Genomic DNA, 24,555 nt, shown 5'->3' on the forward strand with positions numbered 1-24,555 from the left:
ATCTTATATTTATCATTATCGCTTAACCGTATGTTATCGTCGATTTCTATGCTTACCTCTATTCTGATGGATTTTACTTTTCGATTTCGCTCGTCGCTTTTCAGCTGCCGCACCACGGTGAACAGATTGTGTTTCTATTAATGCAGGATCAGGCTCATAACCTTCTAACCATTGTTGTGGTAGACGGCTATCTAATAACTCTTCAATCGCTTTTAATGCCCATTCTTCATCAAGACTCATCAAAGTAATCGCATGCCCTGTCATCCCTGCTCGACCTGTACGACCAATACGGTGAACATAATCTTCAGCTTTGAAAGGCATATCAAAGTTAACCACATATTCAAGTTGCTCAATGTCCAAACCTCTTGCTGCAACATCAGTCGCAACTAGTACGCGAGTCTTACCTGATTTGAAATCATCTAATGCACGTTGGCGGGCACCTTGGCTTTTATCACCATTAATCGATGATGCTTTAATTCCATCAAGACCCAGATCCTTTGCTAATTGATCAGAGCCCTGTTTAGTTTTAGTGAAAACAAGTACCTGTCGCCAATTGCGAGAACCAATTAAATACGCAAGTAATTCAGCTTTACGATGTTTATCGACAGGGTAAACCATTTGTTCAACGGTTTCAGCTGCAGTATTTGCTGGCGTCACTTCTACCATTTTAGGATTGGTGAGAATATCAAATGCTAGTTTTTTAACTTGCTTTGAAAAAGTAGCAGAGAAAAATAATGTCTGACGCTCTGCCGGCATTCGCTTCATAATACGTTGAATATCAACAATGAAGCCCATGTCTAACATACGATCTGCTTCATCTAATACAAACGTTTCAACTTCAGATAAAGAGACTGAACCATTAAAGACGTGATCAAGTAAACGTCCAGGTGTCGCGACTAAAATTTCAGCGCCTGCATTTAAGGCTTTAACTTGTACATTCATACTCGTTCCGCCATAAGCAACCGCCACTTTTATCTCGGTATATTTGGCATACGTTGTAATACTATCAAATACTTGCTGAGCTAATTCTCGTGTTGGAGTCAAAATTAAAGCACGAATTTTATTGCGTGATTTCTGATTATTTTCGATCTCTGTCGACACCTGCTCAGCTTGCGATGGTAAAGTCATTAAGCGTTGTAATAGTGGAAGTGCAAATGCTGCTGTTTTACCTGTACCAGTTTGTGCACCTGCCATTACATCGTCACCTTTCAATGCCAATGGAATTGCCTGTTGCTGCACATCTGTAGGTGTTGAATAACCTAATTCAGTCAATGCTTTTAACAAATTGGGATGAAGGTTTAGGGATTGAAACGACATAATGATTTCCTAACAGTAAAAACACTTATAACTTTCGATACAAGTAAGAGCCGTGAGTCTACCATAAAAGGAAATAAGCGATCTTTTATCAATTGAAACAATCTATAAAAGTCATCAACAATGCAGATTTAAAGAAAGGATGTTATTGGATATAAAGCCGTTTTTTTAGTCTATAAATTCGAAGTTCTCTGATAATAGTAAAAACAAAATTTATAATCACAATGATAAACAGGAAAGATGCTTGTAGTGGAGAATAGTCGAAGCTCATCATGAGATAACCTAATGCACTGAATGAAATTAAATATAATATCCACCTCAGTGGCGAGCCAAATCGTAAATCGTCGCGTTTCTTATCGTAATACACTGAAAAACGGCCTAAGAGAAAGCCAAACTTAATGTCTAAACCATAAGATTTTATCTCATAAGGCTGCGAGATTTTATTTAATACCTGTTCAAGCTCTGCAATGTCCATATTCTTTTCCTTATAGCTGTATATCAATACTAGCAATTTAAAAATAAGAAATTTAAACAGAGGTAAAATTATGAGGCTGGTTTAACAAAAAAGAGCTCTATAAGAGCCCTTTTGATTGAATCTAAACAACATTATTTAATATTTAAGAATGCCGCACCACGAACGCCACCCGCATCACCATATTTTGCCTTCACTACTTTTGGCGCAACAGCCACAGACAGTAAATATTTAGGTAAACGCTTTGGTAACTCATCGTAAATCACGTCAAAATTAGATAAACCACCACCAAGTACAACCACGTGCGGATCTAAGCCGGTAAAGATATTAGCTAAACAGATAGCAAGCAACTCTAAGAAACGTTCTACATGCTCAACTGCTTTTTCTTCACCTTCACGATAATGACCAATAATTTCAATTGCTTTTAACTTTTCACCGTAATAGTGCTGGTATAACAATTCAAAACCACGACCCGAAAGATAATTATCAATACAGCCTTTTTGACCACATCCACAACCTAATAACGGTGCATTTTCACCTAAAAACAACCATGCATCTAACGGTAATCGAGCATGGCCTAGTTCACCACCTACATGGTTTAGGCCAGAAAACACCTTGCCATCAAATACCATACCTCCGCCAACGCCAGTACCAAGGATCAAACCTAGAACTGATGGCGAATCTTTATGTTCATCATCCCACGCTTCAGATAATGCAAAACAGTTCGCATCGTTATCAAGTGCTACTTTACGACCTAGTTTCGCTTCTAAGTCTGCACGTAACGTACGTCCTTTTGCAGCAGGAATATTAGACGTTAACACGACGCCATTTCGTGCATCTTCAATACCAGGAATACCAATACCTACCAAGCCTTCACAACCAAATTTTTCATCGGCTTGTTGAACCAAAGTAACAACTATATCGATTAGCTTATTGTAATCATCACCTGGTGTTGCCACACGCTCTGTTGCTACACGCTCAAGCTTTTCATTAAATGCCCCAAATTCAATTTTGGTACCGCCGATATCAAAGCCGTAGTACATCCTATAACCTCACAAATAATGCTTAACAACACCCGACCAGTGTACAAAACTTTCACTACTTTGAAAATTATCCACACTAAGCACCACTCTATCTGTGACTAATAGCAAATTTAGCCTCATGATGAAGTGTAAAGATCTCGTTTAAAGAAAAAATTTAGCTAAATTACATAATCATCATTGGTTAAATGACAACGCCTCTCATTAACCACAAGTGACAATGTAACGTTTATATTTAATTTCCGTACTCAAGCATAAAACTTTGAAGTGTTTTTAAGGCAGAGTCATCAGGTAATAGTCGATTCATTTTACCTGTGATGTAATTTTCACGAAATACATCAAACCATAGGTCTAACATTTCAGCATTTTCATGCTCACCAAATAAATCAACAATTTTAGCAGCAACTTCTGCTGTACCTAACTGGTTATCTTTAGATGCCTCTCGCATTTTATAACGAGATGGTTTATCCGGATTTATCGATAAAACTGGGAAGTTATTTAAGTATGGACTTTTACGAAACATTTTTTTTGCTTCAGCCCAACTACCATCCAGCATGATAAATAAAGGACGTTTACCGTCTGGCAGATCAACGTTTTCGGCAACACGCTCAGGCTCTGCATATTCAGCAGGAAAAACCACATAAGGTTGCCATTGTGGATCATTAAGCAGTGCTAACATCTCTGTATTCGGTTCAGTACGAGACCAAATATAAGCGAAGGTATCTTCAAATACATCGGCAATCAAACGGCCTGTATTGCTTGGTTTTAATATCTCGTCATCAAACATTACAAGTAGAAACGCAGCATTCGATGTTGCTAATGGTCGATACTCACAAATACAGAGATGAGTACGCAGCATACATTGACGGCAACGCTCAACTTTACAACCGCGAGCTAAAAATGGACGAGTCGAACGCGCTAAACGTTCGTCATATAATGTATGTACAGTATGTATGCGCATGAAGGATAACCTGAGACAAAATGAACTGCCGCATTCTACCGAATACCATACGCAACATACAAAAATTAACTCTATCCAGTTCGTCTCTGATTATTAATTAGTCGATACTGGTGTTTCGAATGATAAGACGGCATCATTTTCATCCTCTAAATGATAACGGCTCAGCATACCTTGTTGCTGTTGTGCAATGACAGCGACACGTTCAGCTTCGTCAACAAGCGTATCAAGCTGGTGATTATTTTGTTGGGCGCGACTTGCAACCTGCTCCAAATTTTGGGCAACATGTTGTGACGCTCGTTCTTGTTGTTGTGTCGCGACGGCTATCGTCACCATTTTTTGATTGATATCTGAAATGGTATTTTTGATCAAATTTATAGCTTGTTGCACATCACTGCTACGCTCAATTGACGACATCATTTCTTTACGACTCACTAACATCGCTTCATTGACATCATCTGCAGCTTTATGAAGCGAGGCTATCGTATTGCGAATAGACTCTGTTTGTTGATTCGTTTCACTTGCCAATTGACGAACTTCATCTGCAACAACGGCAAAGCCACGACCTTGTTCTCCCGCTCTTGCTGCTTCAATGGCTGCATTCAAAGCGAGTAAATTAGTGTTATTCGCAATAGAACTAATAAGCTCTACCACTTCTGTAATTTCTTTTACGTAGTTATCTAACTCTTGCATTCGCTTTTCATTGATTGCGAATTGCTCTTCTAGCGCTAATAAGCCTTGAGTACTGCACTCTATGATCCCAACACCATTTAATGCCAACTGTTGAGCTTTTTGCGCTTGTTTTTCTGACTCAGAGCTACTTTGCGAGATCTCTCGAATAGATCCCTCAAGTTGTGTCATCGATGTTGTTACAACAGCCAATTCTTCACTTTGATTTTGTAGCGCAACACGTGAAGTTGTGGAAGCACGCATACTTAATTCAGCTGCACTGGTTAACTCATTACTGTTAGTAATTAGTTGTTGCAGTGATTCTCTATCATGATCGCAGAGATCATTGAGCACTTCTGCTAACTGAGCAAATTCGCTTGCAGCATTAGTATTTGCTTTAACTGTTAAGTTTCCTTCACTAATTTTATTTACAACGTCACTAATATGTTCAATCGACTTTCTGACTACGCGGCTTATCCATGAACCTGCAAGCACTGAAATAATTAAACCAATGATGCTAAAAATTAGGAACATTTGTCGCGCATCATTACTTGCATGTGTAAACCCATTTTCACCATTTTTAATTAAGCCATGTGATTGTTGGGTGATAACTTGGAGTAAATCCATAATCAAACTTGTTTGGTGTTTAACTTCGGTATATTTAATGCTTTGTTCTTCATCGAGTTTCAATACATTTAAGTAACGTTCAATATATCCCTGCTCGGCAAATAACTTTTTAACCATTTCAAAAGGCACAGTGAGGCTAGAAAAATCATTTATCGCAGCATTTTCACGCACCAGTTCACCCCAAGCATATTTCATCCCTGATAAATTCGTACGTTTAAGATCTTTTGCTATCAATCTTGCTTTAACTAAATCAGGCTCTGTCACTAACAACATCAAGTTACCGCTTAACTCAACAGCATGATTTAAAAAGTTAGTGACATTACTCATTGCGTACTCGTTATCAGAATACAACGTAATACCGACGCGACTCATTTCTGAACGTACGGATGAAATCGCATAGTTCATCGTTGAACGCTCAGTTGATAGCTTTTCTTTATTTAAAATAATTTCTTTTTGAATGGAATAAATATCAAACGCTAATTGATTAATAGATTCAACTTCAGACAAGTATTTTTCTGCATATTGCTTTAACCAATTTATCTTATAATTTGTTGCTAGTAGCTCTAACTCTTTACCTGCATCTTCACCTTGACTATGCATATTCTTATATATGGCAAATGTTTGATTCAGTGACTGTTCATTATGACTCATCAACATATCACTTAAGCTCTGCTCAACTTCTAATGCACTTGTCACTATGGTGGCGTTTTTTAATGACACAGGAACCGCTTGGTTGCTTAATACATCAAACTCTCGGGTCATATTATTTAACCCATTATTACCTGAAAAAGAAAGCGCTACACTGATTGTTACCAGTATTGCTAAAACAAACTGAATTCTTAAAACAACAGATAATTTTTTTGCGCGATGTACTTGCTTCATTAACCTATCCTCAGAACATTGTTAAGAGAGAAAAGTAAAAAGCAAAATGCTAACTACCAATTATTAATATTATGAATACTCTCTATGGAGCATTAAGGTAATAATTAATTGTTAAAGAAATATTTCAATTACTTATTTTATTTACATTATTATTTTTAAGGATATTCAACATGAATTAAGTCACACTTAAAGCACATTCCATATAGGGATTTTTTGAGGCTTTTATCTAATTAAATAAAGAATAAAGTTTAAAATAAATGAGATATTAAATATCTCATTCCTTTTCTGCATTTATTAAATAGATTAACTACATTAAACTTTTTTAATATATTTTTGAAATTGCTGAGTCAAATAAGTTTTTTACTAAACTAATAAAGTCTTCTAAGAAACTAATTTGCACATCAGAAGCTTCACATAACCAAATTCCTTCAAGAACTTGATTAAGATCTGCTAGGACAGCATCAGCTTCTTGCATTAACTGAAAGCGGACGTCTTGTTCAATATCAGGGTTTTGCGAAAAAACTGTCATCAATTGCGTTGCGATCAAATCAGTGACAACGTCTTCTATAGTAATGCTGTTTGCAGATACAGATAAACCTTCAAACAAGGTTAAACTTGATGCTAAATACTCAACTAAAGCTTCATATCCTTCTGTATTTACGACCAAGTTTTCCACAATACTATCCATATATAATCAGCAAATTTTTATATACTGTACTATTTATTTTTGCATTAACCAATATTTCTATTGAATTCATTGATATTTTTTACATTTGTCGCTAGTGAGGTAAATTTACCATTCGCTTGCATTATTGTCGTTTGATTTCGCCCTTTATTCTTCGATTCATACAGAGCAGAATCTGTTTGTTCTAACCATGATTCATAGTTGGTAATACCTGGATGTAACTGACACACACCTAAACTTATAGTGACATTAATTGTCTTACCATCAACAACAACATTCGCCTTTTCAACTTTTTTACGCAATCTTTCAGTAAAATAGCTTGTCATATCTGCTGTAGTTCCAGGAAGAATTACACCAAACTCTTCTCCCCCATAGCGCCCTGCTATATCACTTTGTCGTTTGGCTTTTCGAACAATATCAGCAATAGTTTTAATGACCGCATCACCAGCGACATGGCCATAAGTATCATTAACATTTTTAAAATGATCGATATCAAACATAACTAATGTCATCGGTTGATGCATTTGCTGATAATGTTCAAACTCTTCAACTAAACAATTTTCCCAGTGCCCGCGATTATAAAGCTGAGTTAATCGATCTGTGATGCTAAGATGCGTTAACTGTTCGTTTGACTCCCTTAGGTGATTTTTATTTTTTGCTATATCCGTTACATCTGTAATCGTTAAGCAGATATGAGTATATTCACCAGTCAAAGACTTCAAAGGTGTTAATGTCATGTTTTGATACATGAAATCAGCGCCTCCAGAAATTGGACTGAAATTACTAAACTTAAATACCCAAGGACGATTTTCCCAAGCAGAAAAAGATCTCATCCGTAATTTAAATGTTGAAGATATCTTATTTTTTAGCCAACTCTCAGGTAAATTCTCTACAACATCAAATAAAGGCTTACCCATTATTTGATCGGTTGATATACCGCTATATGCCTGCATAAATGTATTCCATGCATATACATTGTAATTTTTATCCAATATCACAATCCCTGCATCCAAGTGATCAAGAACCTGCATGGTTAAATGAAAATCAGCTAATGAAATATCACTCAATTTAATGTTTCCATAATCTGGTGAATAACTTTAGTGGAGTGGCTATCCATCATAAATAGTACTTCACATTCAAGATCCAGTGTTTCAGCTTTATATACGTATTCCACGGTAAAAAAATCACTCTCTTCATACTCTTTATTGCTCAAATTCATATATTCTTCCAAAATGATTGGTTGCCGAACTGAAAATGGAATACTTATTTGTTCTGATAAAGCAACGAGAAAAGAAGAAACCATGATATTACTAATATCAATAACAACTTCATTTTTATCTTCATTTGTCTGACTAAAACCCAATTTTTCGCCGAATAAAAGAATATCTTTCCCGCGTAAATCAACTAAAGCTTCACCATGAATACCACCACCAACAAACCGTTGAGCAATTGCAATTGATTGATGATCACTACGAATATCAGCAATTGTCATAGCAAGATCGCTACTTTGCATTGTTGCGACATACGGCAATGGCATTTTAATAAACTCACCAAGATGGTCTGAAATAATTGCAGCGCCACGACCGAGTGAGATATTTGCGATCTCCCTAAAGCCTTCAATATAATCTACCGATAATACATTTTCATTCGCGGTTGTATTTGTTAACTCCGTAATGTGTAAATCCGATAACAATTGTTTGAGCTTTTTCTTTTCAAATGGCTTTGACAAAAAATAATCAGCACCAAGCATCAAACAACGCCTTGCTGCTTCTTTTTGAACATCTGCAGAAATAATAACGATTGTAGGCTTATAGGCGAGAGTAGGAAGCCGTTTTAATACTTCAAAACCGTCCATAATAGGCATAGTAAGATCTAAGAAAACGACATCAATGTTATTTTTAGCTATTTTATCCAGACCATCACTACCATTTTCAGCATAATATAAATTTATGTCATAGCTATCCTTCAATAAACGCGTCATTGATTTATGGACTAGCGGTGAATCATCACAAATTAGTATATTTTTAGCCATAATAATAGATTAGATATTTTTAACATTAATAAAAATATCATAGAGATATTGCTACAAATATCTATCATTTGATTATGAAATTTAGTTGATAAGTGACATCGGTCGAATTTTTGACTTTGGTTCCAAAAATTACATTACAACAGAGTGATGAGTTTATCGATGATATTCGGATAACCTTGGCTTTATACTCTTTGAATGATGTTGTTGTTATATAAGATGACTATAAATAACTATAATTTCACGGTATTCTAGTACTGTCCATTTGGATGAATGATAATAAATTAACACTATATTAATTATGTAAGGTTTGTCAGTATGAAGGTTATTCGCTGGATTCTTGGGCGTATTATTCTTGTCCTAAATTTTATTTTTTCTCCTCGCGGGATAAAACGTTCTGCCGAGCAGCAACATGAGGTCAACAAGGCGGTAGCTCAACTCAAGCTATATCAATTTGATGCTTGCCCTTTTTGTGTAAAGGTACGTCGAGAAGCTAAGCGCCTAAGCTTACCGTTAGAAACACGTGATGCAAAGGTATCACCTTGGGAACAAGAGTTAATCGAACAAGGAGGTAAGCGTAAAGTTCCTTGTTTACGCATTGAAAACGAAGACGGAGTTGAGTGGATGTATGAGTCTAGCGATATTATTGACTATCTTCAAAAACGTTTTAATAGCTAGGTTACTGAGTTAACACTCCCCCAAAATAACCTTTCAATAACAACGACTAAAGTTCCCTCTTTTGATGCCGATAAACAATTCGTTATTGCTCTATCGGCATCTTTTCCACTTCTAAAGCAACTATTTAGTGGCTGCCTTCAACATCTTGATACAACAGGACGTACAATGAGAAAATTAAAAACCGTCACTACTGATGATATTCTATTAAAACTATGCCAATCACTTTCCGATATCTTATCTAAAGCAACAGAAACTGACGTTTCCTATTCTGCTATGGTACAAAAAATTAATAAAACAAGTTTAAAGCCTGATATTGGCTGCTTTGTTCTATTTGATGGCGGTTTTACAGGTTTAGTCGTTACAAACTTTACCAGCCATGCAGCAATGGAGCTTTATAAAGAATATATGCAACGTATGGGGATTTCTGAAGATGAGCTCGCCGTACATCATACCTCTGATGAAGTTGCGAATATTCTTGGTGAATTAATGAATCAAGTCGTTGGAGATTTTACGGGTAAGATCGGACGTGAATTAAAAGTCTCAATTACTCAAAACCAACCAAAAATGTTAGCCCTCAACAAACAAATCTTATTATCTGTTGATACCAACTTAGATCGTCCTCAAGCTCGACGTGTTAGCTTTACTACAGCCAAGAACAACATTTTCTATCTTGAATTTGCTATGGATAAAACTGAATTTATCCAATTGGAAGAGTTTGAACAAGATACTCAAGACACCGACAGCATATTTGAGTCAGCCAAGCTTGAACAACAAAAAGAAAATGCTAAAAATCAAAAATTAAATGATATTAACGACCAAGATCTTTTTGATCAGCTAGGTATTTAATCTAATAGACTTTAATAAACATTCAAAAGGCAATATATTGCTCTCATGTATTGTCTTTTCTCGAAACAAATATCGGTATGAGAGATTAATCACATTTTATATCTATTCCTCCAGCTAACCACTCTTTTTCCCTTCAGTTTAATTTACAAAATAGACTTTTAAGTTTACCTTCTTTGCGAAATTATTTGATGAGAATGCTGTAATGACATACAAGCGTATTACTAGTTTTGAATCTGGGCGACTCATTGCTTTACTCGCAATTATAGGCTTACACAGTCAAGTCTTTATGAAAACACCGTTGATTTTCGGAGAGCCCATTGTTGGTATGTTCTTAAATCAAATGAGTCGTTTTGCTGTGCCGCTATTTTTCATTATTGCAGGCTATTTTTATTACCCCAAATTAGTCGCCAGCAAGTCAAAAGAAGATGTTTTTGCAAAGTACGCAAAACCTCTGATCATTATGTGGTTAAGTTGGAGTGTTGTTTTTCTAATAATCCCTTTTAACTTTTCGATACTACTCACTGATGGTTACCTTGCCGAACGCAGTAATCACTGGAATAATTTACTAGCAAACCCACTAAATACTTTGTTTGAAGGTTCTCTTGTACACTTGTGGTACATTCCTGCTCTAATTTGCGCGATAGGCATCATAACGTTGTTACATAAATATCGCCTTGATAACCTACTATTACCTGTTGGTTTTATATTATTCATTTATGGTTGTGCTGCAGGCAGTTATGTTCCAATTACAAATATAGAAGCACCAATTTTAACCCGTAACGGTCCCTTTTTTAGTACGTTATTTGTTGTATTAGGTTATGAAATACATCGTCGCCAGATAGCATTGAATACCAAGTTAAGCCTTATTATTGCTAGTATTGGTTTTTCTGTATTTTTAATTGAGGCAAATTACCTCTATTTCTTTGCTAATGGTGCCTTTTATCATGATTTCTTATTTAGTTCACCGATATGGGCTGTAGGGATTTTCTTGTTTCTTCAAGAAAAGTCTAACTTTGGAGAACAGTTAAAACCAACAGCATTTAGTAAAGATATTTTAGGTATATACCTCTGTCACTTACTTATTGTTATTTACTTTTTTAATTTGGTTTTCATGCTTAATATCAATCCGATATTATCCAGCTTTTTAGCATTACCTTTTGCTTTTATCATTTCACTCCTCTTAGTGAAACTATTACGAAAACTTCCTTTTGGGTATCTATTAGTTCGCTAGCAGCATAAAAAAGCCCTCTCCTTTACACTTGAGGGCTTTGTTCTTTTATATATCTTTTATTTTACTGCAGCATCAAAAACCAGTTTACCTAATCGATACAATCGTAGAGCTTGCTCGTTATAATCAATACGATCGCCGTCAATACGACGACGATTCAACTGGGTATTGATACCCTCTTGATACACATCTTGAATCGTCTCTTGAAGCACATCTAAGTTATAGGTCAGTTTTTCACTACTAACAGATAATGGAATGATAATGTCGCTTTTCATCAAGTTTTGGTTGTAATTAACGGCATCTAAAATGATTTTCCCTTTATTGGTTTGGATATCATTCAAATCATAAGGGGGTAACCATTCATCAACAGGCTTCAACTTATCCACCTGATTAACTAGAACAATAATCTTTGGTGCTTTTCGATGCTGATTTTTCGGTTGTGTATAAAATTCTTCAATCATCTGTTTTAACATGATGTCAGCTTGGCGCGATGATTGATTCGCTTTAAGTACCCACAACACTACATCACTCTGCGTGACTTGTTTTAGCAGCATTTGATTAATACTCTCAGTACCGTCAATACCAGGTAGATCAATTAAATTAATCACATCGGTTCCTTCGACTTCGCAGCGATACGTTGTTGCTTTATCTGTTGAAGGTAACGCACTAATTTCTGCCGACATTTCCCCTAGTAAGCCATTAACTACAGATGATTTACCCGCACTAATTTGCCCTATTACTGCAACACGTAGTGGTTCAATAGGAACCGCTCCTGCCTGTTGATCTTTGTCATGCATTTTACTGTGCGGAACAGAAGCATCATCAAGTTTAAAGTGACCGCTATAAAGATCGATGGCGACAGAAGCGACTTCTTGTAGCAAAGTCGCTTTTAGTTTGGTTTGTACTTCTAGGCTGACATCATCAAACAGTTTACCTAACACTAATCCACGCGCCTCTGCTAACCATCCTGTAGGGGTTGCGATACGAAATAATCGATAGACATCATAGGCAGATTTCGCATAGCCCACTTTATCCTTTAATTGATAACCTTGCTGAAGGCTTTTTAAGGTTATTTTCTCAGCAAATGGCACATGCTCTTGTAAAAAATAACGATAACGACGACTCACTTCTTCCACCATGAGTAAAAACTCAGGGGCAGTAAAAGATAGGCGTTGAGCTGATTTACCTTTATTAAAACGATCTGCCACTTCTGCAACTAAAACGTATGCATGCGCTTGTAATGACTCCCACTCAGGTGCATCACTCAGTTGTTTTTGAATGATTAATGTCACTTCTTGCCACACCTGATTTTCATGTGCTCCCCATTGTGGATTACCTTCCACATGCAACGGAGCTAAATCATCACTGATCGCCTCACTCACCACCTTTTTACGGCGAATAAACCAATAAGGGACAAAAATAAGCAAACATGAAATTGCAATTAAAGCGAAAAACAGTATCCATTGGCCATTATTGATTAAAGCAATAATACCAAAACCTGATAACACGATAATCGGTAATAAAATAGCAACAGCCACCAGCGGAATAAAACCATCTGATAGCTGACTAACGAGTTGATAACTCTTATTTACGCGTTTCATTGCTATCCTTACTATCAAGGTTGTTTTGATTAACTTGCTGTTCCGCCACTTTTTTAACTGACTTAAACGCTTGTTGATACGTTGTCTTTAATAACTCTTTCGATACGGTTTCACCTTTACTGCGATGGTAAAGGTACATAGCGGCTGCACGGCCAATCGCATAAGAAGATGAGAAGCTCATTGCGGCAGCGGTAGCACTACCGACAGTTTGCCCGTAAGCGGGAATAAACTTCACTAACTGATTAACGCTTAGCTTGGAGATATATTGCAACAAGAAACCAGATCCAAGCATACTAATAAATTCTGCATAGTCTTTCTTATTCCACGTTACACCATATTGATTGGCAAGGCTGTGTAACATTTTTCCTTGAATCGCAGGAACTGTAAATAATCCAATAGCTGGGATCGCATCACTCGCGCCTGCAGCGCCTGCATACCATAAGACTTCTTTACGTAATCGCTCGAAGTTTTGCTCTTCTCTATTACTGTGTGCCTGTTTATTTGAAAGCAAACTCAACATAGGCAGCGTTTCAGAAAGCACAGCATTTAAGGTATCTAAGCCGATATACTGTTGATCATCAGGGATCAAATCAACACCAATTGGCTGATAAGTATTTAGTTGCTCGTCCGTATTTTTCGCCTGCCACACAGACTCTTTAATACCCCATATTTCCATAACTCGCTGATGGTTATAAAAAATGGCTCGCTCGCGTTCTTGGCTATCAGTCAGGCTATTGATTGCCGTATGAACAACTAATATATGTTTAATTTTTCCTGAGCGCTTAATGGTTTTTAACGCGTCAAGAACGGATGATTGTTCTGGTTCTTCAGCTTTCATGATAACGATCAGTGCATGGCTTTTACCGCTACACATCGTTATGTCCTCAGCAGGATCATAATTAGCTTCGGCTAAACCACGGGTATCTAGAAAGCGGACTAATGGGCTATCTGTTGGATGTTGGTAAACTTCTGCAGTACGTGTACACGGTTGAAAACCATTACCGATCTCAACCGCACTACTTCCTGTGATAGCTTGAATAACCGTCGATTTACCTGCACCGGTTTTACCTAGAAGCCATAATGTTGGAATATGCTTTTGCCATTCATCGAATGCAGGCTCAAGCTCTGGATTAACCGTTGGGTTAATATAATCATAAACTTTCTTGAAAAAACGATTCATTGTTTATAAATACTCAATAACGTTCAAAAACAACGACTATCGCTTTTATCAAACGATAGTTAACTACTCATCACGACCTAAATGCTTACTGCCACTAGAGCTGACTAAACTTGACACTACGATTGCCATATAAAATACGCCGACAATAGCTTCTAAATATGCGAAAACTTTCGCAATCGGAGTAACCGGTAAAATATCGCCATAACCTAATGTCGTTAAGGTAACAAAACTAAAATACGCTGCATCAGAGAAATTCTCATGCCATGGTCCTGAATTGATACCATGAATTAAATCGGGAAAAACACGGATAAGGATCAAATACGCAATCGCCCACATTAAGCCAAGCAATAAAAATAATGCCATAGAGCCAATGATCTTATTGGTATTAATTGAACCTGTGAACAAGATCTGACGCATAATAGATTTAAACGTGCCAAAAAAGAAAACAAACATCAGCGATAGCATAATAATTTCAATTTCTTCAATACCTAACAGGATCCTAGCAATCATTGCCATAATCCAGATTCCGACCAAAGATGTTAAAAAGCGAAACCATGATCTATCAAAACGTAAACTTAATAAGCAGACAACAAACGTAATGACAGTAAAGGCTTCTAACGCATATTGAACAAAACCATGGGGGATCACTTTCTCTAGTGATGCACTAATTAATAAGCTTATTAAAGCTATCGTCAGAAAAAAGAAATTATTCTGCGAGTTAATCTGTTCTATCTTTTTTTGTAACACTGCGTTCTATACTCCATGCAATGAACGACTTGATTAGACTTATCGTGCTAACCGATGATGCGCTTTGGCAAAATGGCCTGAGCAAAAAGCCCCAATAATTGAAAGCTCACCTGCTAAACATAGTGCCGCGCACACTTCTGCTAATGCTTGCGATTGGCCACTTCCATATAAACCTAATAGCTCTAAACACGCTTTTTGGCTAGGGAGATGTGTTCCTCCACCGACTGTTCCCACCATCAAATTTGGTAATGTTACAGATACACAGAGCCCATCTTGTTGATTTAGTTCCATTCGCGTTATACCAACAGAAGATTCCGCTACACATGCCGCATCTTGCCCACACGCAATATAAAATGCAGCAAGTGCATTCGCATAATGTGCATTAACACCGATAGTACCGCTTAATGCCCCGCCTACTGTCGTCATTTTACCAAAGTCGACCATTTTCTCAGGCGTTGTATGAAGATATTTCTTTACTAGCTCACGGCTTAAATGTACTTCAGCAGTCACTTTCTTCCCACGAACCGAACGTAACGTTTGTGCTGTTGCTTTTTTATCACCGGATAAATTACAGTCTAAGAATGCCTCGACTGGTTTAATAGGCGTATTAGCAAGAATATATTCAAAAACGGCATTGGTTGAAATCGTTACCATATTTTGACCAGATGCATCACCGGTTAGATATTCAAAAACTAAGTAAACATGATTACCTTCCATGCTCAAGTTAATGTCTGATAGCTTACCGTAGCGCGTAGTTGATTCGGCAATCGTTTTAAAAGTATCGTATTGTGTTGTGACCCAAGTAATAAATTTGCTCGCCTGAACCAATGATTCAAACGCAAACCCCGGTGCTCGCGTTACGCCTTCATTTAACAATATCGCACTTGCTCCCCCCGCTTCACTGATCAGTAAAGCTCCACGATGATAGGATGCAACTAATGCAGCTTCTGTTGTTGCTAATGGCACAAAATACTCACCACTAGCAAATAGACCATTTACTTTTAAAGGCCCAGCAACACCTAACGGCAACTTTACTGAGCCAATAAAGTTTTCAATGTTCTTTTCGTAGCAATGCTGTTGCTGCTGGGTTTCGGTATCATACAAAACAGTTTGAGAGTTAATGTTATTCAACACTTCCCAGCGTTTAGCTATAGTACGATCACTGATATACGGGTTACGCGGTAACTTTTTTGTTGGTGGTGTTACAATGGGATCTAGGCGTTGATGTAATTGCGAAGAAGAAAGCTGACCTAGCATGGAGGTCACATAATCCGGACGATGTAAGTTAAGTTTTGGCATGAATACAACACATTACGAAATGGAAGCGTATTATATCGCTAAACACCTCATAAACTGCTCATGCCAGATCAGACCGAGATAGAAAGACTAAGTGAAGAGACTAAAGCACCATAACATGATCGCAAAGAATACGATCCTCTTGGCAAACTAATACCATTTCAGCCATAAACTCACCTTCTGCTTTGCTGAAAAATTGCTTCCACACAATAACAACTGAGTCTGGTCTTTTAAACACTGCAACAGGAAAGCGTTCAGTAAAAAAGCCTTTTTCAGATTGGTACTTTTCACACACTTGCTTGAGGTAATCTTTCGTCACAATAGCCTTTAATCGCGGAGTAAAATCGCGAACGTGTGCTGAATGATCTTGTCTTGTTGATGCATCCATTAAGTTATCCATTATAGGTGTTGCTAACAGTAAGATTTCATCATCATCAATAAAAGTAAAATTCATTCACACCTCTTTTAAATAGGCTTAGTGTGCTTGCTTTGGATAACACGGTACATTTTCAGGTAATTGATACCAGCTCACTTTTTCACTAACCCAAACATGCATTTGTGGCTGGAACATAACATCGTCAACGCAAGCAACAGGCTTAAGTTTAAGCTTAACTGTAGAGCGATCATCAGGGTTAAAATGATAAATACGATTACCACATTCAGGGCAAAATACCGCCGTATTGGTGTTGCCACTATCGGCTTTACGACTCCACATTTTTAATTCACCACTAAATGTAATATCTTCTGCAGCAATCACAGCGGTAATACTAAACGGGCTTGTTGATAGTTTTTGGCATTCTTTGCAATGACAAGCAAAAACTTTCAATGGTTTATTTTTTAATACATAAGAAACTTGACCACACTGGCATTGCGCTGTTATTTCCACAAATCCTCTCTTACTTTCAAGTAAAATATCACATTAACAGTGCCTAGAATTTAAACTTAGATCTTGTTCACAAATATCAGATAAGAAAAAAGCCGAACTAGTCGGCTTTTTTCAATATTATTCGTATCCGGTAAGCTCCATAAAGCCTTTTCCTTTATGACTACCAGTGACCCGAATAGGTCCTTCCCAATAAGGGAAAATAAAGGGTAACCACTGTTCTCGACGAACAGCTGTTGTTTCAATCTTTATGGATTGTGATGGTATCTCAATCTCCCATATTAACGGGAACTGCTTTCCTTTAACGGAAAAATATTTTATCGGCTTCATGCGGATCTGATGATTATCAAGCTTAACTACTTTACCGTTTTTCCATGAACGAGAACCAAAAAAGTAAGGCTTTTCACCGTGTTCACGTAATTGAGAAACCATCAATGCACTGCCGTCATCAAGGTGAATAGAGAACCAATCCCATCCCTGCTGCTGTAAGCTAAGCATACTGCTACTCCATTCACGATCAAACCAACCTTGGCCTTTTACGCGATAAGTTTCGCCATCAAGCTCTAGCATCCCTTTTACATTCAAAAATGGTGCGCTGTAATAATAAGAGGCAATATCTAGCAGTGGGTGTTTACGGCTATAGCCATTATCCCCCTGCAAGACTATCGTTCCCGCTTGTGTGATATCTAAAATCGCTTTCATATTATCATCAGCAAATTCAAGTCTACCGGGAAAAGGTGAGCTATCTTTTGAACGCCATGTCCAATTATCTAACCACGCTCGAAATGGGCTTAATATCACCCCAGCTTGACCTATACCACCACGAGCAAAGCGTTCTGCTCGCCATGTTTTCTTCTTGGTTGTGATCACTGCATGCGCCATATACATTTGTGGCGTTTTCCAACCTTTGGTTTCTTCATCCCCCGTCGCCATTCGGAATAATGTCCATTGCAACGCTATTTGCTTGCCACTTTCAGATTCAAGGTTAGTGGTGAAATACCACCATTCAGCACGATACTCAGGATGTGAACCATAATCTTTAGGAAATTGCAGCTTGTTACCTTTCACTACAGGCTCAAACACATAGTCGGTTGATTGAGTCAGTGATTCCACAGATTTACTCGGTGTTTTTTGGTTATCGCAAGCATTTAAAAACAACGCTAACGTTAGGGTAACTACAACGCGACAGAGCCATATTAATGACATCTTCATTAGAATGACTCCCTTAAAGACAAGATTGCAGAGCGACGAACCAAACGCCAAACAGGCCACGCTCCAGCCACCAACAAGGCTAATAACGCTGTACCCAATGTCGTCAAATAATCCACAGGGAAATATTGCACTGGCATTGTCCAACCAAAGGAATATTTAAGCACCACATCAATTAACAGCTGGGCAAGAAACAAACCTAGCGGCAGTGCTATTAACGAGGTAATCACACCAATAAACAGTAACTGTCCACCACCAAGTAATGCCAGCTCTCGACCTGTCATTCCCATGCAACGTAACAACGCAAACTGACGTTGACGTGATACTTCCCCTGCTATTGTGGCAAAAAATAAACCACATATCGCAATGAACAAGGTTAAATGTCCAAGCGTTGAGGTCACAACAAAAGTACGATCAAAAACCCCCATCGCTTCCTTCATCAAGGCTGCATTATTACGAATACGTTCAGGCTGTAAACGGAAACGAGCACCAAGATCTGCAAGTAATTTATCTGGATTTACGTTCTTATTTAGGTGAATAGCTAATCCTACTTGCCCAGAATGCGGCCAGAAACGCTGCCACTTAGACTGTGAAATCAAAACCTGACCATAAGGGTTACCATAGTCATAGTAAATCCCTACAATTTTCCAGCCTTTATTCATCGGTGCGGGTAAATTAATGGTATCTCCCACATCCCAATGATTTTTCAGTGCTATAGACTCACTCACCATAACCGAGCGGCTTGTATGCAACGTTTTCCAATAGTCATAAGCTGTTTTTTTAACGACTAACGCTTTTTTCTCGCCAGAAGTATCACCAATACTCATGACTTGAATAGTACCAGCTTCAGACGGCGTTTCTTTTTGCCAGCTCCACCAAACTTGCGCAACTTCTGGTTGATCTTGTAACCACTTAGAAATACGTGGCGCCATGTTCATGGATGGACGTATATAAATATCAGCAGCTAACCGTTGCTCTAACCAACTTTCAGTAGTGTTTCTAAAGCTCCCCACCATGGTTTCCATACCAATATTTGATGCTAAAGCCAGCATAAATGCCATCGCTGCAACACCTCGGTAGCTCAAACTTGCCGCGGCATCATTAAAAAACCAACGTAATTGTGCTGAGCGACAAAGCTTGCCAAGCCATAAAAATAATTTCCACATCAGATATGGCATGAATAAGCCTGAAGCAATCAAGATAAATGCAATCAGCGCAAAGCCAGCAAGTTGTCCGTGAGGCAGTTGATAGATGCCAAAAGCAATCAACATGAAAATACCTGAAAACAATGCTTGCCACGCAAATTCTCGACCGCTAAAGCGAATTAAAGACAAATGTGCTGCGAGTCTTGATGGTTGGGATCTAACTAAACGGATCAAAGGCCAAGTACAGGCAAACGCACAACCAAAGAATGCAATAGCCACACTTGCCAGCCCCCACATCCAATGCCACTGAATTTGTAAGTTAACGTTAGCGCTATAAAGATCATTGAGAGATGCTGCGACACTAGGCAGTAATTGCTGAGCTAATAACAAGCCCAATAAATTACCACCTATAAGCCCTAAAACTATCCAAGCGATTAATTCAAAAATTAGCGCTTTCGCGATTTGCCCACTAGTAACGCCTAATTGGCGTAGCACACCAATCAATGGCTGACGCTGAGCAAAGGATAATGACATCGCTTGGTAAAAAATAAACAACCCTACCACAAACGATAACATGCCCATCGCAAACAAATTTAAATGAAACGCATTAGTTAAGGGCTCTAATTTCGCGCTTTGTTTACGTTCTAACGTTAATCCTGGAGGAAGAATATGAATTAACTTACTTAATTGTTTTCGGCTCATTTCTCCACAAACAACAGCGGTAAAACCAGAGCTTGGATTCAATTCTCGAAGCAGTGCAATATCAGCAATCATACGAGGTTGATTCATTGTCTCGTCTTGAATAATCTCGATTGGGCCAATTTTCTTGCCTGAATCTAATGTGATCATACTGCCATCAGACAAACCAATATAATTTGCGAGCTGCTGACCAATCATGATCGGATAAGGTGGGCGCATTAATTCAAGTAGTTTTACTCGACTTTCATCTAGCCCATCCGAGCCTGACACAGACATCATTGTAACGGGATCAATTCCTAGCAATTGAAAGTCACGTTGCTGATCTGTCACGATGCGAAGTTCTTCCATTGGCGAGCAGGTTTTCAATCCTGCTCGGCGCATTTGAATATAAAAACCCTGTGGGACTTTCATCCCCATTTGTACGTGGCGAATGCGATAAGGAAAAGGATTAGAAAAAAGTTGTTCACCTTCGCGGTAACTTTCTTTTGCTTGCTGGTTTACAGCCATAACGCCAACAAGTAAGGCAATACCCAACGTTAGGCCTAACCATACGAGAAGAATTTGAAACGGGTGACGTCGATAGTGCCCCCATAACGCATTAACTACGGGGCGTAACATGAAGTTGCCCTCCCTGCAGACGAACATGGCCTTGCATGTGTGATGCGACTTTCTTACTGTGTGTTACGACAAGTAAGGTGCAATGAAGTTTTTTAGTAAGTGATAAAAGTAACCGAATAACGGCTTCAGCGTTGCGTTCGTCAAGACTACCTGTTGGCTCATCGGCTAACAGGATCTTAGGTTCCATATAAATAGCACGTGCAATCGCTACACGTTGTTGCTGCCCTCCTGATATTTCTTCAGGATAACGCTCTAACAACTGCATAAGATCTAATGCAGAGATCAACTGACGCCATAACTTATCATCTGACGCTAATCCCTTAAGCTGACGGCAAAATTTGATATTATCGGCAACAGTTAGTGTCGGCAATAAATTATATTGCTGAAACACCAAACCAATATTATCACGCCTAAAGGTCGTTCGTTCTCGTTCTGAAATAGAATGTATGGGTATATTACCAAGCCAAATCTCCCCTTCTTCAGGAGTATCTAGCCCAGCAATTAGGTTTAACAGCGTACTTTTACCTGAACCACTTTCACCCATTAACGCAACTTGATCACCTGGCTCAAGATCTAGATTCGTTCCTTGAAGCACGAAATGAAATTCGGAGCCGTCACGGTATCCTTTGCAGAGTCCTGCGAGTCGTAACATTTATATCACCAACACTTGAGATCACATTAATTGCTTATAACTTGAGCAATTAATTAAAATAACTGAATAAATACGTCACGCATTTACGCGGCAAATTTACAGCAAATAGCACTGTCATTAAAGTTATTTCAATTGTCAAAGTCGCGATAAATAATATCACTTAACTTAAGTAACTTATTATTAATAATCTTAGCTTTTATAAAAAAGATTTAAACCGACACTTTGAATTTATAACTATGACTATCATCAATAAATTTACTGTTATGTCATTTATTATCATGAAGATAAAGACATTCATTCCAAATCGCATTTATATATCTATGCTACTTAGTAACATAAATACCCATCGTTGTTTTAAATTACGTTATACTCATCGGCTATTTCATAATCAGTAGCTTGCGAATGTATCAATTAACGTTCTCCCTAGAAGAATTTCTCACCCAATATTGGCAAAAAAAGCCAACCATTATTAAAGGTGGCTTTAAGCACTTTGTCGATCCTATCAGCCCTGACGAATTAGCGGGGCTCGCGATGGAAGAAGAAGTTGATTCTCGCTACATTGCAAAGAAAGATGACCAATGGGAAGTCCAGCATGGGCCATTAACCTTCGATAATACGCCAGAAGATAATTGGTCGTTCATCGTACAAGCCGCTAATCATTGGCATGAAGGTGCTGCACAATTAGTCACTCCTTTTCGTCAACTTCCAGGCTGGTTGTTTGACGACTTAATGATCAGTTACTCAACTCCTGGTGGCGGTGTTGGTCCTCATATTGACCAATATGATGTATTTATTGTTCAAGGCTCAGGTAAGCGTCATTGGCGTGTAGGTGAGAAACGCGATGATTATGAGGAAGAATTTCGCCATTCGGCATTACGCCAGATAAAAGGTTTTGAACCTATCATTGATGAAGTGTTAGAAACCGGAGATATTTTATATATTCCACCCGGTTTCCCACATGATGGTTATTCTGTGGAAACATCCATGAGTTTTTCTGTCGGTTTCCGTTCACCGAAAAAACAAGAGTTATTAAGCACCTTTGCTGATTTCGTGATTTCAAATGATATTGGTGATGTCCACTACCACAATCCATCACTCTCTACCCGTAGTTGTAATGGTGCTATTTCAGAGCAAGACTACCATGATCTTGAAGCCATGATGCGCAGCTTGCTTGACCACCCGCATTTGTTAAAACAATGGATGGGCGAACATTTAAGCCAAAATCGTCACGAGTTAGATATTGTTCCGTCCGATCCCGAGTGGAGTAATGAAGAAACATATCAATGCTTAATGAATGGCGATAGCTTTAATCGCATTAGCGGCTTACGTGCGTTTTATCATGATGCTCAACCTGAGATCATCTTCATCAATGGTGAACAATATACATTACCTGATGAATGCGCAGACACCGCAAAACAGTTTTGTAATGAGCAAGTCGTAACTGCTAAATCACTAGGTAATGCCATCCATCACCCAGCAGTATTAACATTATTAACTCAGCTAATTAATCTTGGTTATTGGTACTTAGCAGAATAAATAAAAACAATGTTATCGCACTAAAAATGGCCTAAATATGTCGGAGTAAACCTCTCCTATAGGCCATATTTTTAAGCGACTAAATTATTCATCCAACGTCGTGAATGTACACGAAACGATGATGCAAACCATTTGATCAGCTCTTCTAAACCCAATAAAGCATAAACCCACTCTATCGGCCAATGTAAAATAAATGCACAGAATGCGGTTACAGGAATACCGACCATCCATTGCGCAATAATATCTTGATAGAAGCAAAACTTAATATCACCACCAGCCCGTAATACACCAACAATCATCACCATTGGAATACTTTTCAACACCAGAATAATGGCAAAAATATCAAAGAAATGATCAGTTAAAGCGCGTACATCTTCTGTTAATCCTGAAAATAAGTTTAATAACGGTTGTTTAATTAAAAACATCACACATACCGTTAATAAAGCAAAGCTTAAATTAAGTAACGAAAATGCCCATGCCTTTAAATAGGCTTCATCATTTTTATTCGCACCAAGTAAATTACCAATAAATACAGCTGATGCATTTGAAATACCGATCAACATTGCAAGTGATAACGACTCAATCGGTGTGATCACCGACATTGCAGCGAGCCCATTAATACCTAATTGACCAATAATCGCATGATATACAAAAATTCCCCCCGCCCATGCAAGGTGATTAAATGTAATCGGTAATGATAGTTTAAGAAAACGCTGAATATCTTTCTTATTACAAACAGTCACAACCGTTTGAAAATTAGTCGCTAATAAATGTTTGCGTCCATATAAATAAGACGCAAGTAATACCAGTTCAATACCACCACTAAGCAACGTCGCCCATGCTGCACCTTTGATCCCCATCGCTGGCAAACCAAATTTACCAAAAATTAACACCCAATTAAGGAACATATTGGCACCAATACCAATCGCACTAAAAAAGGTACTGACGCCCGGCTGGTGCATCGAACGTAAACCCACTGCGATACCAATACCGAATGCTGCACCGAGTAAATTAAATGCCGTAATGCGTAAATACTCAGAACCTAATGCAATAACTTTTGGTGATTGTGTCGCAAGGCCCATGACCCATTCTGGCGCAAATAAAAACAATGCCGCTGCGACTGAAGCAAAACAACCGCTAATCATCACTGTCAAAGCTGTTGCTTCTCGTACTCCTTGCTTATTATTCGCCCCCCAATATTGAGCAGTTAACATCGCACCGCCTGTCGAGACGCCAAATAACATAATAATGGCAACAAAAAAGGCTTTGCCTGCAATACCAGCAGCAGCTACTTGGGCGTTGCCTAACTGTCCTAGCATTAAAATATCGACAAGACTTCGACTCGAAAACAACATTGACTGCAACGCAATAGGTAAAGCAATCCAAAATAACGAACGAAGAAAGCCTCGATCAAATTGTTGAAGAATAAGTGTTGGCATTGCAATTATCCCTAATAACAACAATCGATAGTGTAAAACCCACTATCGAATAACCTTTGGTGAAAATTACTGATGAACTATCGTGATAAAAGTAGAATAATTATCTAAAATAAAGCACACAG

General features: G+C 38.1%; 22 protein-coding genes. 4 read left to right on the forward strand and 18 right to left on the reverse strand.

Going from position 1 to position 24,555, the window contains the following annotated elements:
- Nucleotides 1–33 precede the first annotated feature (33 nt).
- The 8 genes from CTN01_RS03915 to CTN01_RS03950 all read right to left on the reverse strand — a co-directional run bounded on the left by CTN01_RS03915 (nucleotide 34) and on the right by CTN01_RS03950 (nucleotide 8,679).
- Nucleotides 34–1,317: a DEAD/DEAH box helicase gene (locus CTN01_RS03915; RefSeq protein ID WP_045149717.1), complete on the reverse strand. Its 1,284-nt coding sequence runs from the start codon at nucleotides 1,315–1,317 to the stop codon at nucleotides 34–36.
- Nucleotides 1,318–1,459: 142 nt separating this feature from the next.
- The gene (locus tag CTN01_RS03920) at nucleotides 1,460–1,789 is read right to left on the reverse strand and encodes a hypothetical protein (RefSeq protein WP_045128430.1); all 330 of its coding nucleotides are present in this window, start codon (nucleotides 1,787–1,789) and stop codon (nucleotides 1,460–1,462) included.
- Nucleotides 1,790–1,920: 131 nt separating this feature from the next.
- Nucleotides 1,921–2,829: an N-acetylglucosamine kinase gene (gene nagK / locus CTN01_RS03925; RefSeq protein WP_045128431.1), complete on the reverse strand. Its 909-nt coding sequence runs from the start codon at nucleotides 2,827–2,829 to the stop codon at nucleotides 1,921–1,923.
- Between the two features lie 232 nt (nucleotides 2,830–3,061).
- Nucleotides 3,062–3,787, reverse strand: coding sequence for a tRNA-uridine aminocarboxypropyltransferase (locus CTN01_RS03930; protein WP_045149718.1), 726 nt, complete (start codon nucleotides 3,785–3,787; stop codon nucleotides 3,062–3,064).
- A 93-nt stretch (nucleotides 3,788–3,880) separates the two neighbouring features.
- Nucleotides 3,881–5,962 carry a methyl-accepting chemotaxis protein gene (locus CTN01_RS03935; RefSeq protein ID WP_045150916.1) on the reverse strand — a complete coding sequence of 694 codons (2,082 nt, stop codon included), beginning with the start codon at nucleotides 5,960–5,962 and terminating at the stop codon, nucleotides 3,881–3,883.
- Nucleotides 5,963–6,284: 322 nt separating this feature from the next.
- On the reverse strand, nucleotides 6,285–6,629 hold the full coding sequence (locus CTN01_RS03940) for a DUF3802 family protein (RefSeq protein WP_039872447.1): 345 nt from the start codon (nucleotides 6,627–6,629) through the stop codon (nucleotides 6,285–6,287).
- A 65-nt stretch (nucleotides 6,630–6,694) separates the two neighbouring features.
- Nucleotides 6,695–7,714 (reverse strand): GGDEF domain-containing protein, encoded by a 1,020-nt coding sequence (locus CTN01_RS03945; protein ID WP_045128433.1) that lies wholly within the window; start codon nucleotides 7,712–7,714, stop codon nucleotides 6,695–6,697.
- Entirely contained in the window at nucleotides 7,711–8,679 is a 969-nt protein-coding gene (locus tag CTN01_RS03950) for a response regulator (protein ID WP_005368055.1), read from the reverse strand. The genes CTN01_RS03945 and CTN01_RS03950 overlap by 4 nt, the downstream gene beginning before the upstream one ends.
- Nucleotides 8,680–8,994: 315 nt before the next feature.
- Between CTN01_RS03950 and CTN01_RS03955 the strand changes: the two genes are divergently transcribed.
- From CTN01_RS03955 to CTN01_RS03965, 3 genes are all read left to right on the forward strand, one after another.
- Nucleotides 8,995–9,354, forward strand: coding sequence for a glutathione S-transferase N-terminal domain-containing protein (locus CTN01_RS03955; protein ID WP_045149720.1), 360 nt, complete (start codon nucleotides 8,995–8,997; stop codon nucleotides 9,352–9,354).
- A gap of 165 nt (nucleotides 9,355–9,519) precedes the next feature.
- Entirely contained in the window at nucleotides 9,520–10,200 is a 681-nt protein-coding gene (locus CTN01_RS03960) for a DUF3334 family protein (protein ID WP_045149721.1), read from the forward strand.
- A gap of 202 nt (nucleotides 10,201–10,402) precedes the next feature.
- On the forward strand, nucleotides 10,403–11,431 hold the full coding sequence (locus CTN01_RS03965) for an acyltransferase (RefSeq protein WP_045149722.1): 1,029 nt from the start codon (nucleotides 10,403–10,405) through the stop codon (nucleotides 11,429–11,431).
- Nucleotides 11,432–11,487: 56 nt separating this feature from the next.
- Here CTN01_RS03965 and CTN01_RS03970 read toward each other — a convergent pair whose 3' ends face one another.
- The 9 genes from CTN01_RS03970 to CTN01_RS04010 form a co-directional block, all read right to left on the reverse strand.
- Nucleotides 11,488–13,029: a GTPase family protein gene (locus CTN01_RS03970; protein WP_045128435.1), complete on the reverse strand. Its 1,542-nt coding sequence runs from the start codon at nucleotides 13,027–13,029 to the stop codon at nucleotides 11,488–11,490.
- On the reverse strand, nucleotides 13,013–14,209 hold the full coding sequence (locus CTN01_RS03975) for a YcjF family protein (protein ID WP_045149723.1): 1,197 nt from the start codon (nucleotides 14,207–14,209) through the stop codon (nucleotides 13,013–13,015). The genes CTN01_RS03970 and CTN01_RS03975 overlap by 17 nt, the downstream gene beginning before the upstream one ends.
- 63 nt (nucleotides 14,210–14,272) lie before the next feature.
- Nucleotides 14,273–14,956, reverse strand: a complete 684-nt coding sequence (locus CTN01_RS03980; protein WP_045149724.1) for a potassium channel family protein — start codon at nucleotides 14,954–14,956, stop codon at nucleotides 14,273–14,275.
- Between the two features lie 39 nt (nucleotides 14,957–14,995).
- Nucleotides 14,996–16,255, reverse strand: coding sequence for a hydroxymethylglutaryl-CoA reductase (locus tag CTN01_RS03985; RefSeq protein ID WP_045084488.1), 1,260 nt, complete (start codon nucleotides 16,253–16,255; stop codon nucleotides 14,996–14,998).
- A gap of 100 nt (nucleotides 16,256–16,355) precedes the next feature.
- Complete coding sequence (locus CTN01_RS03990; protein WP_045084487.1) at nucleotides 16,356–16,706, reverse strand: hypothetical protein; 351 nt, start codon at nucleotides 16,704–16,706, stop codon at nucleotides 16,356–16,358.
- A gap of 21 nt (nucleotides 16,707–16,727) precedes the next feature.
- Nucleotides 16,728–17,138 carry a GFA family protein gene (locus tag CTN01_RS03995; protein ID WP_045084486.1) on the reverse strand — a complete coding sequence of 137 codons (411 nt, stop codon included), beginning with the start codon at nucleotides 17,136–17,138 and terminating at the stop codon, nucleotides 16,728–16,730.
- 117 nt (nucleotides 17,139–17,255) lie between these two features.
- Nucleotides 17,256–18,347 carry a lipocalin-like domain-containing protein gene (locus CTN01_RS04000; protein WP_045084485.1) on the reverse strand — a complete coding sequence of 364 codons (1,092 nt, stop codon included), beginning with the start codon at nucleotides 18,345–18,347 and terminating at the stop codon, nucleotides 17,256–17,258.
- Nucleotides 18,347–20,806 (reverse strand): ABC transporter permease, encoded by a 2,460-nt coding sequence (locus CTN01_RS04005; protein WP_107342088.1) that lies wholly within the window; start codon nucleotides 20,804–20,806, stop codon nucleotides 18,347–18,349. The genes CTN01_RS04000 and CTN01_RS04005 overlap by 1 nt, the downstream gene beginning before the upstream one ends.
- The gene (locus tag CTN01_RS04010) at nucleotides 20,787–21,458 is read right to left on the reverse strand and encodes an ABC transporter ATP-binding protein (RefSeq protein ID WP_045149725.1); all 672 of its coding nucleotides are present in this window, start codon (nucleotides 21,456–21,458) and stop codon (nucleotides 20,787–20,789) included. Before CTN01_RS04010 ends, CTN01_RS04005 begins: the two co-directional genes overlap by 20 nt.
- Nucleotides 21,459–21,860: 402 nt before the next feature.
- Here CTN01_RS04010 and CTN01_RS04015 point away from each other — a divergent pair, with 402 nt between their 5' ends.
- Nucleotides 21,861–22,994, forward strand: a complete 1,134-nt coding sequence (locus CTN01_RS04015; RefSeq protein WP_107342089.1) for a ribosomal protein uL16 3-hydroxylase — start codon at nucleotides 21,861–21,863, stop codon at nucleotides 22,992–22,994.
- A gap of 71 nt (nucleotides 22,995–23,065) precedes the next feature.
- On the opposite strand, the gene CTN01_RS04020 is transcribed toward CTN01_RS04015, so the two are convergent.
- On the reverse strand, nucleotides 23,066–24,433 hold the full coding sequence (locus CTN01_RS04020; RefSeq protein ID WP_045149726.1) for an MATE family efflux transporter: 1,368 nt from the start codon (nucleotides 24,431–24,433) through the stop codon (nucleotides 23,066–23,068).
- Nucleotides 24,434–24,555: the final 122 nt, after the last annotated feature.

Source organism: Photobacterium angustum (assembly GCF_003026365.1).
In the GTDB taxonomy this organism is placed as follows: domain Bacteria; phylum Pseudomonadota; class Gammaproteobacteria; order Enterobacterales; family Vibrionaceae; genus Photobacterium; species Photobacterium angustum.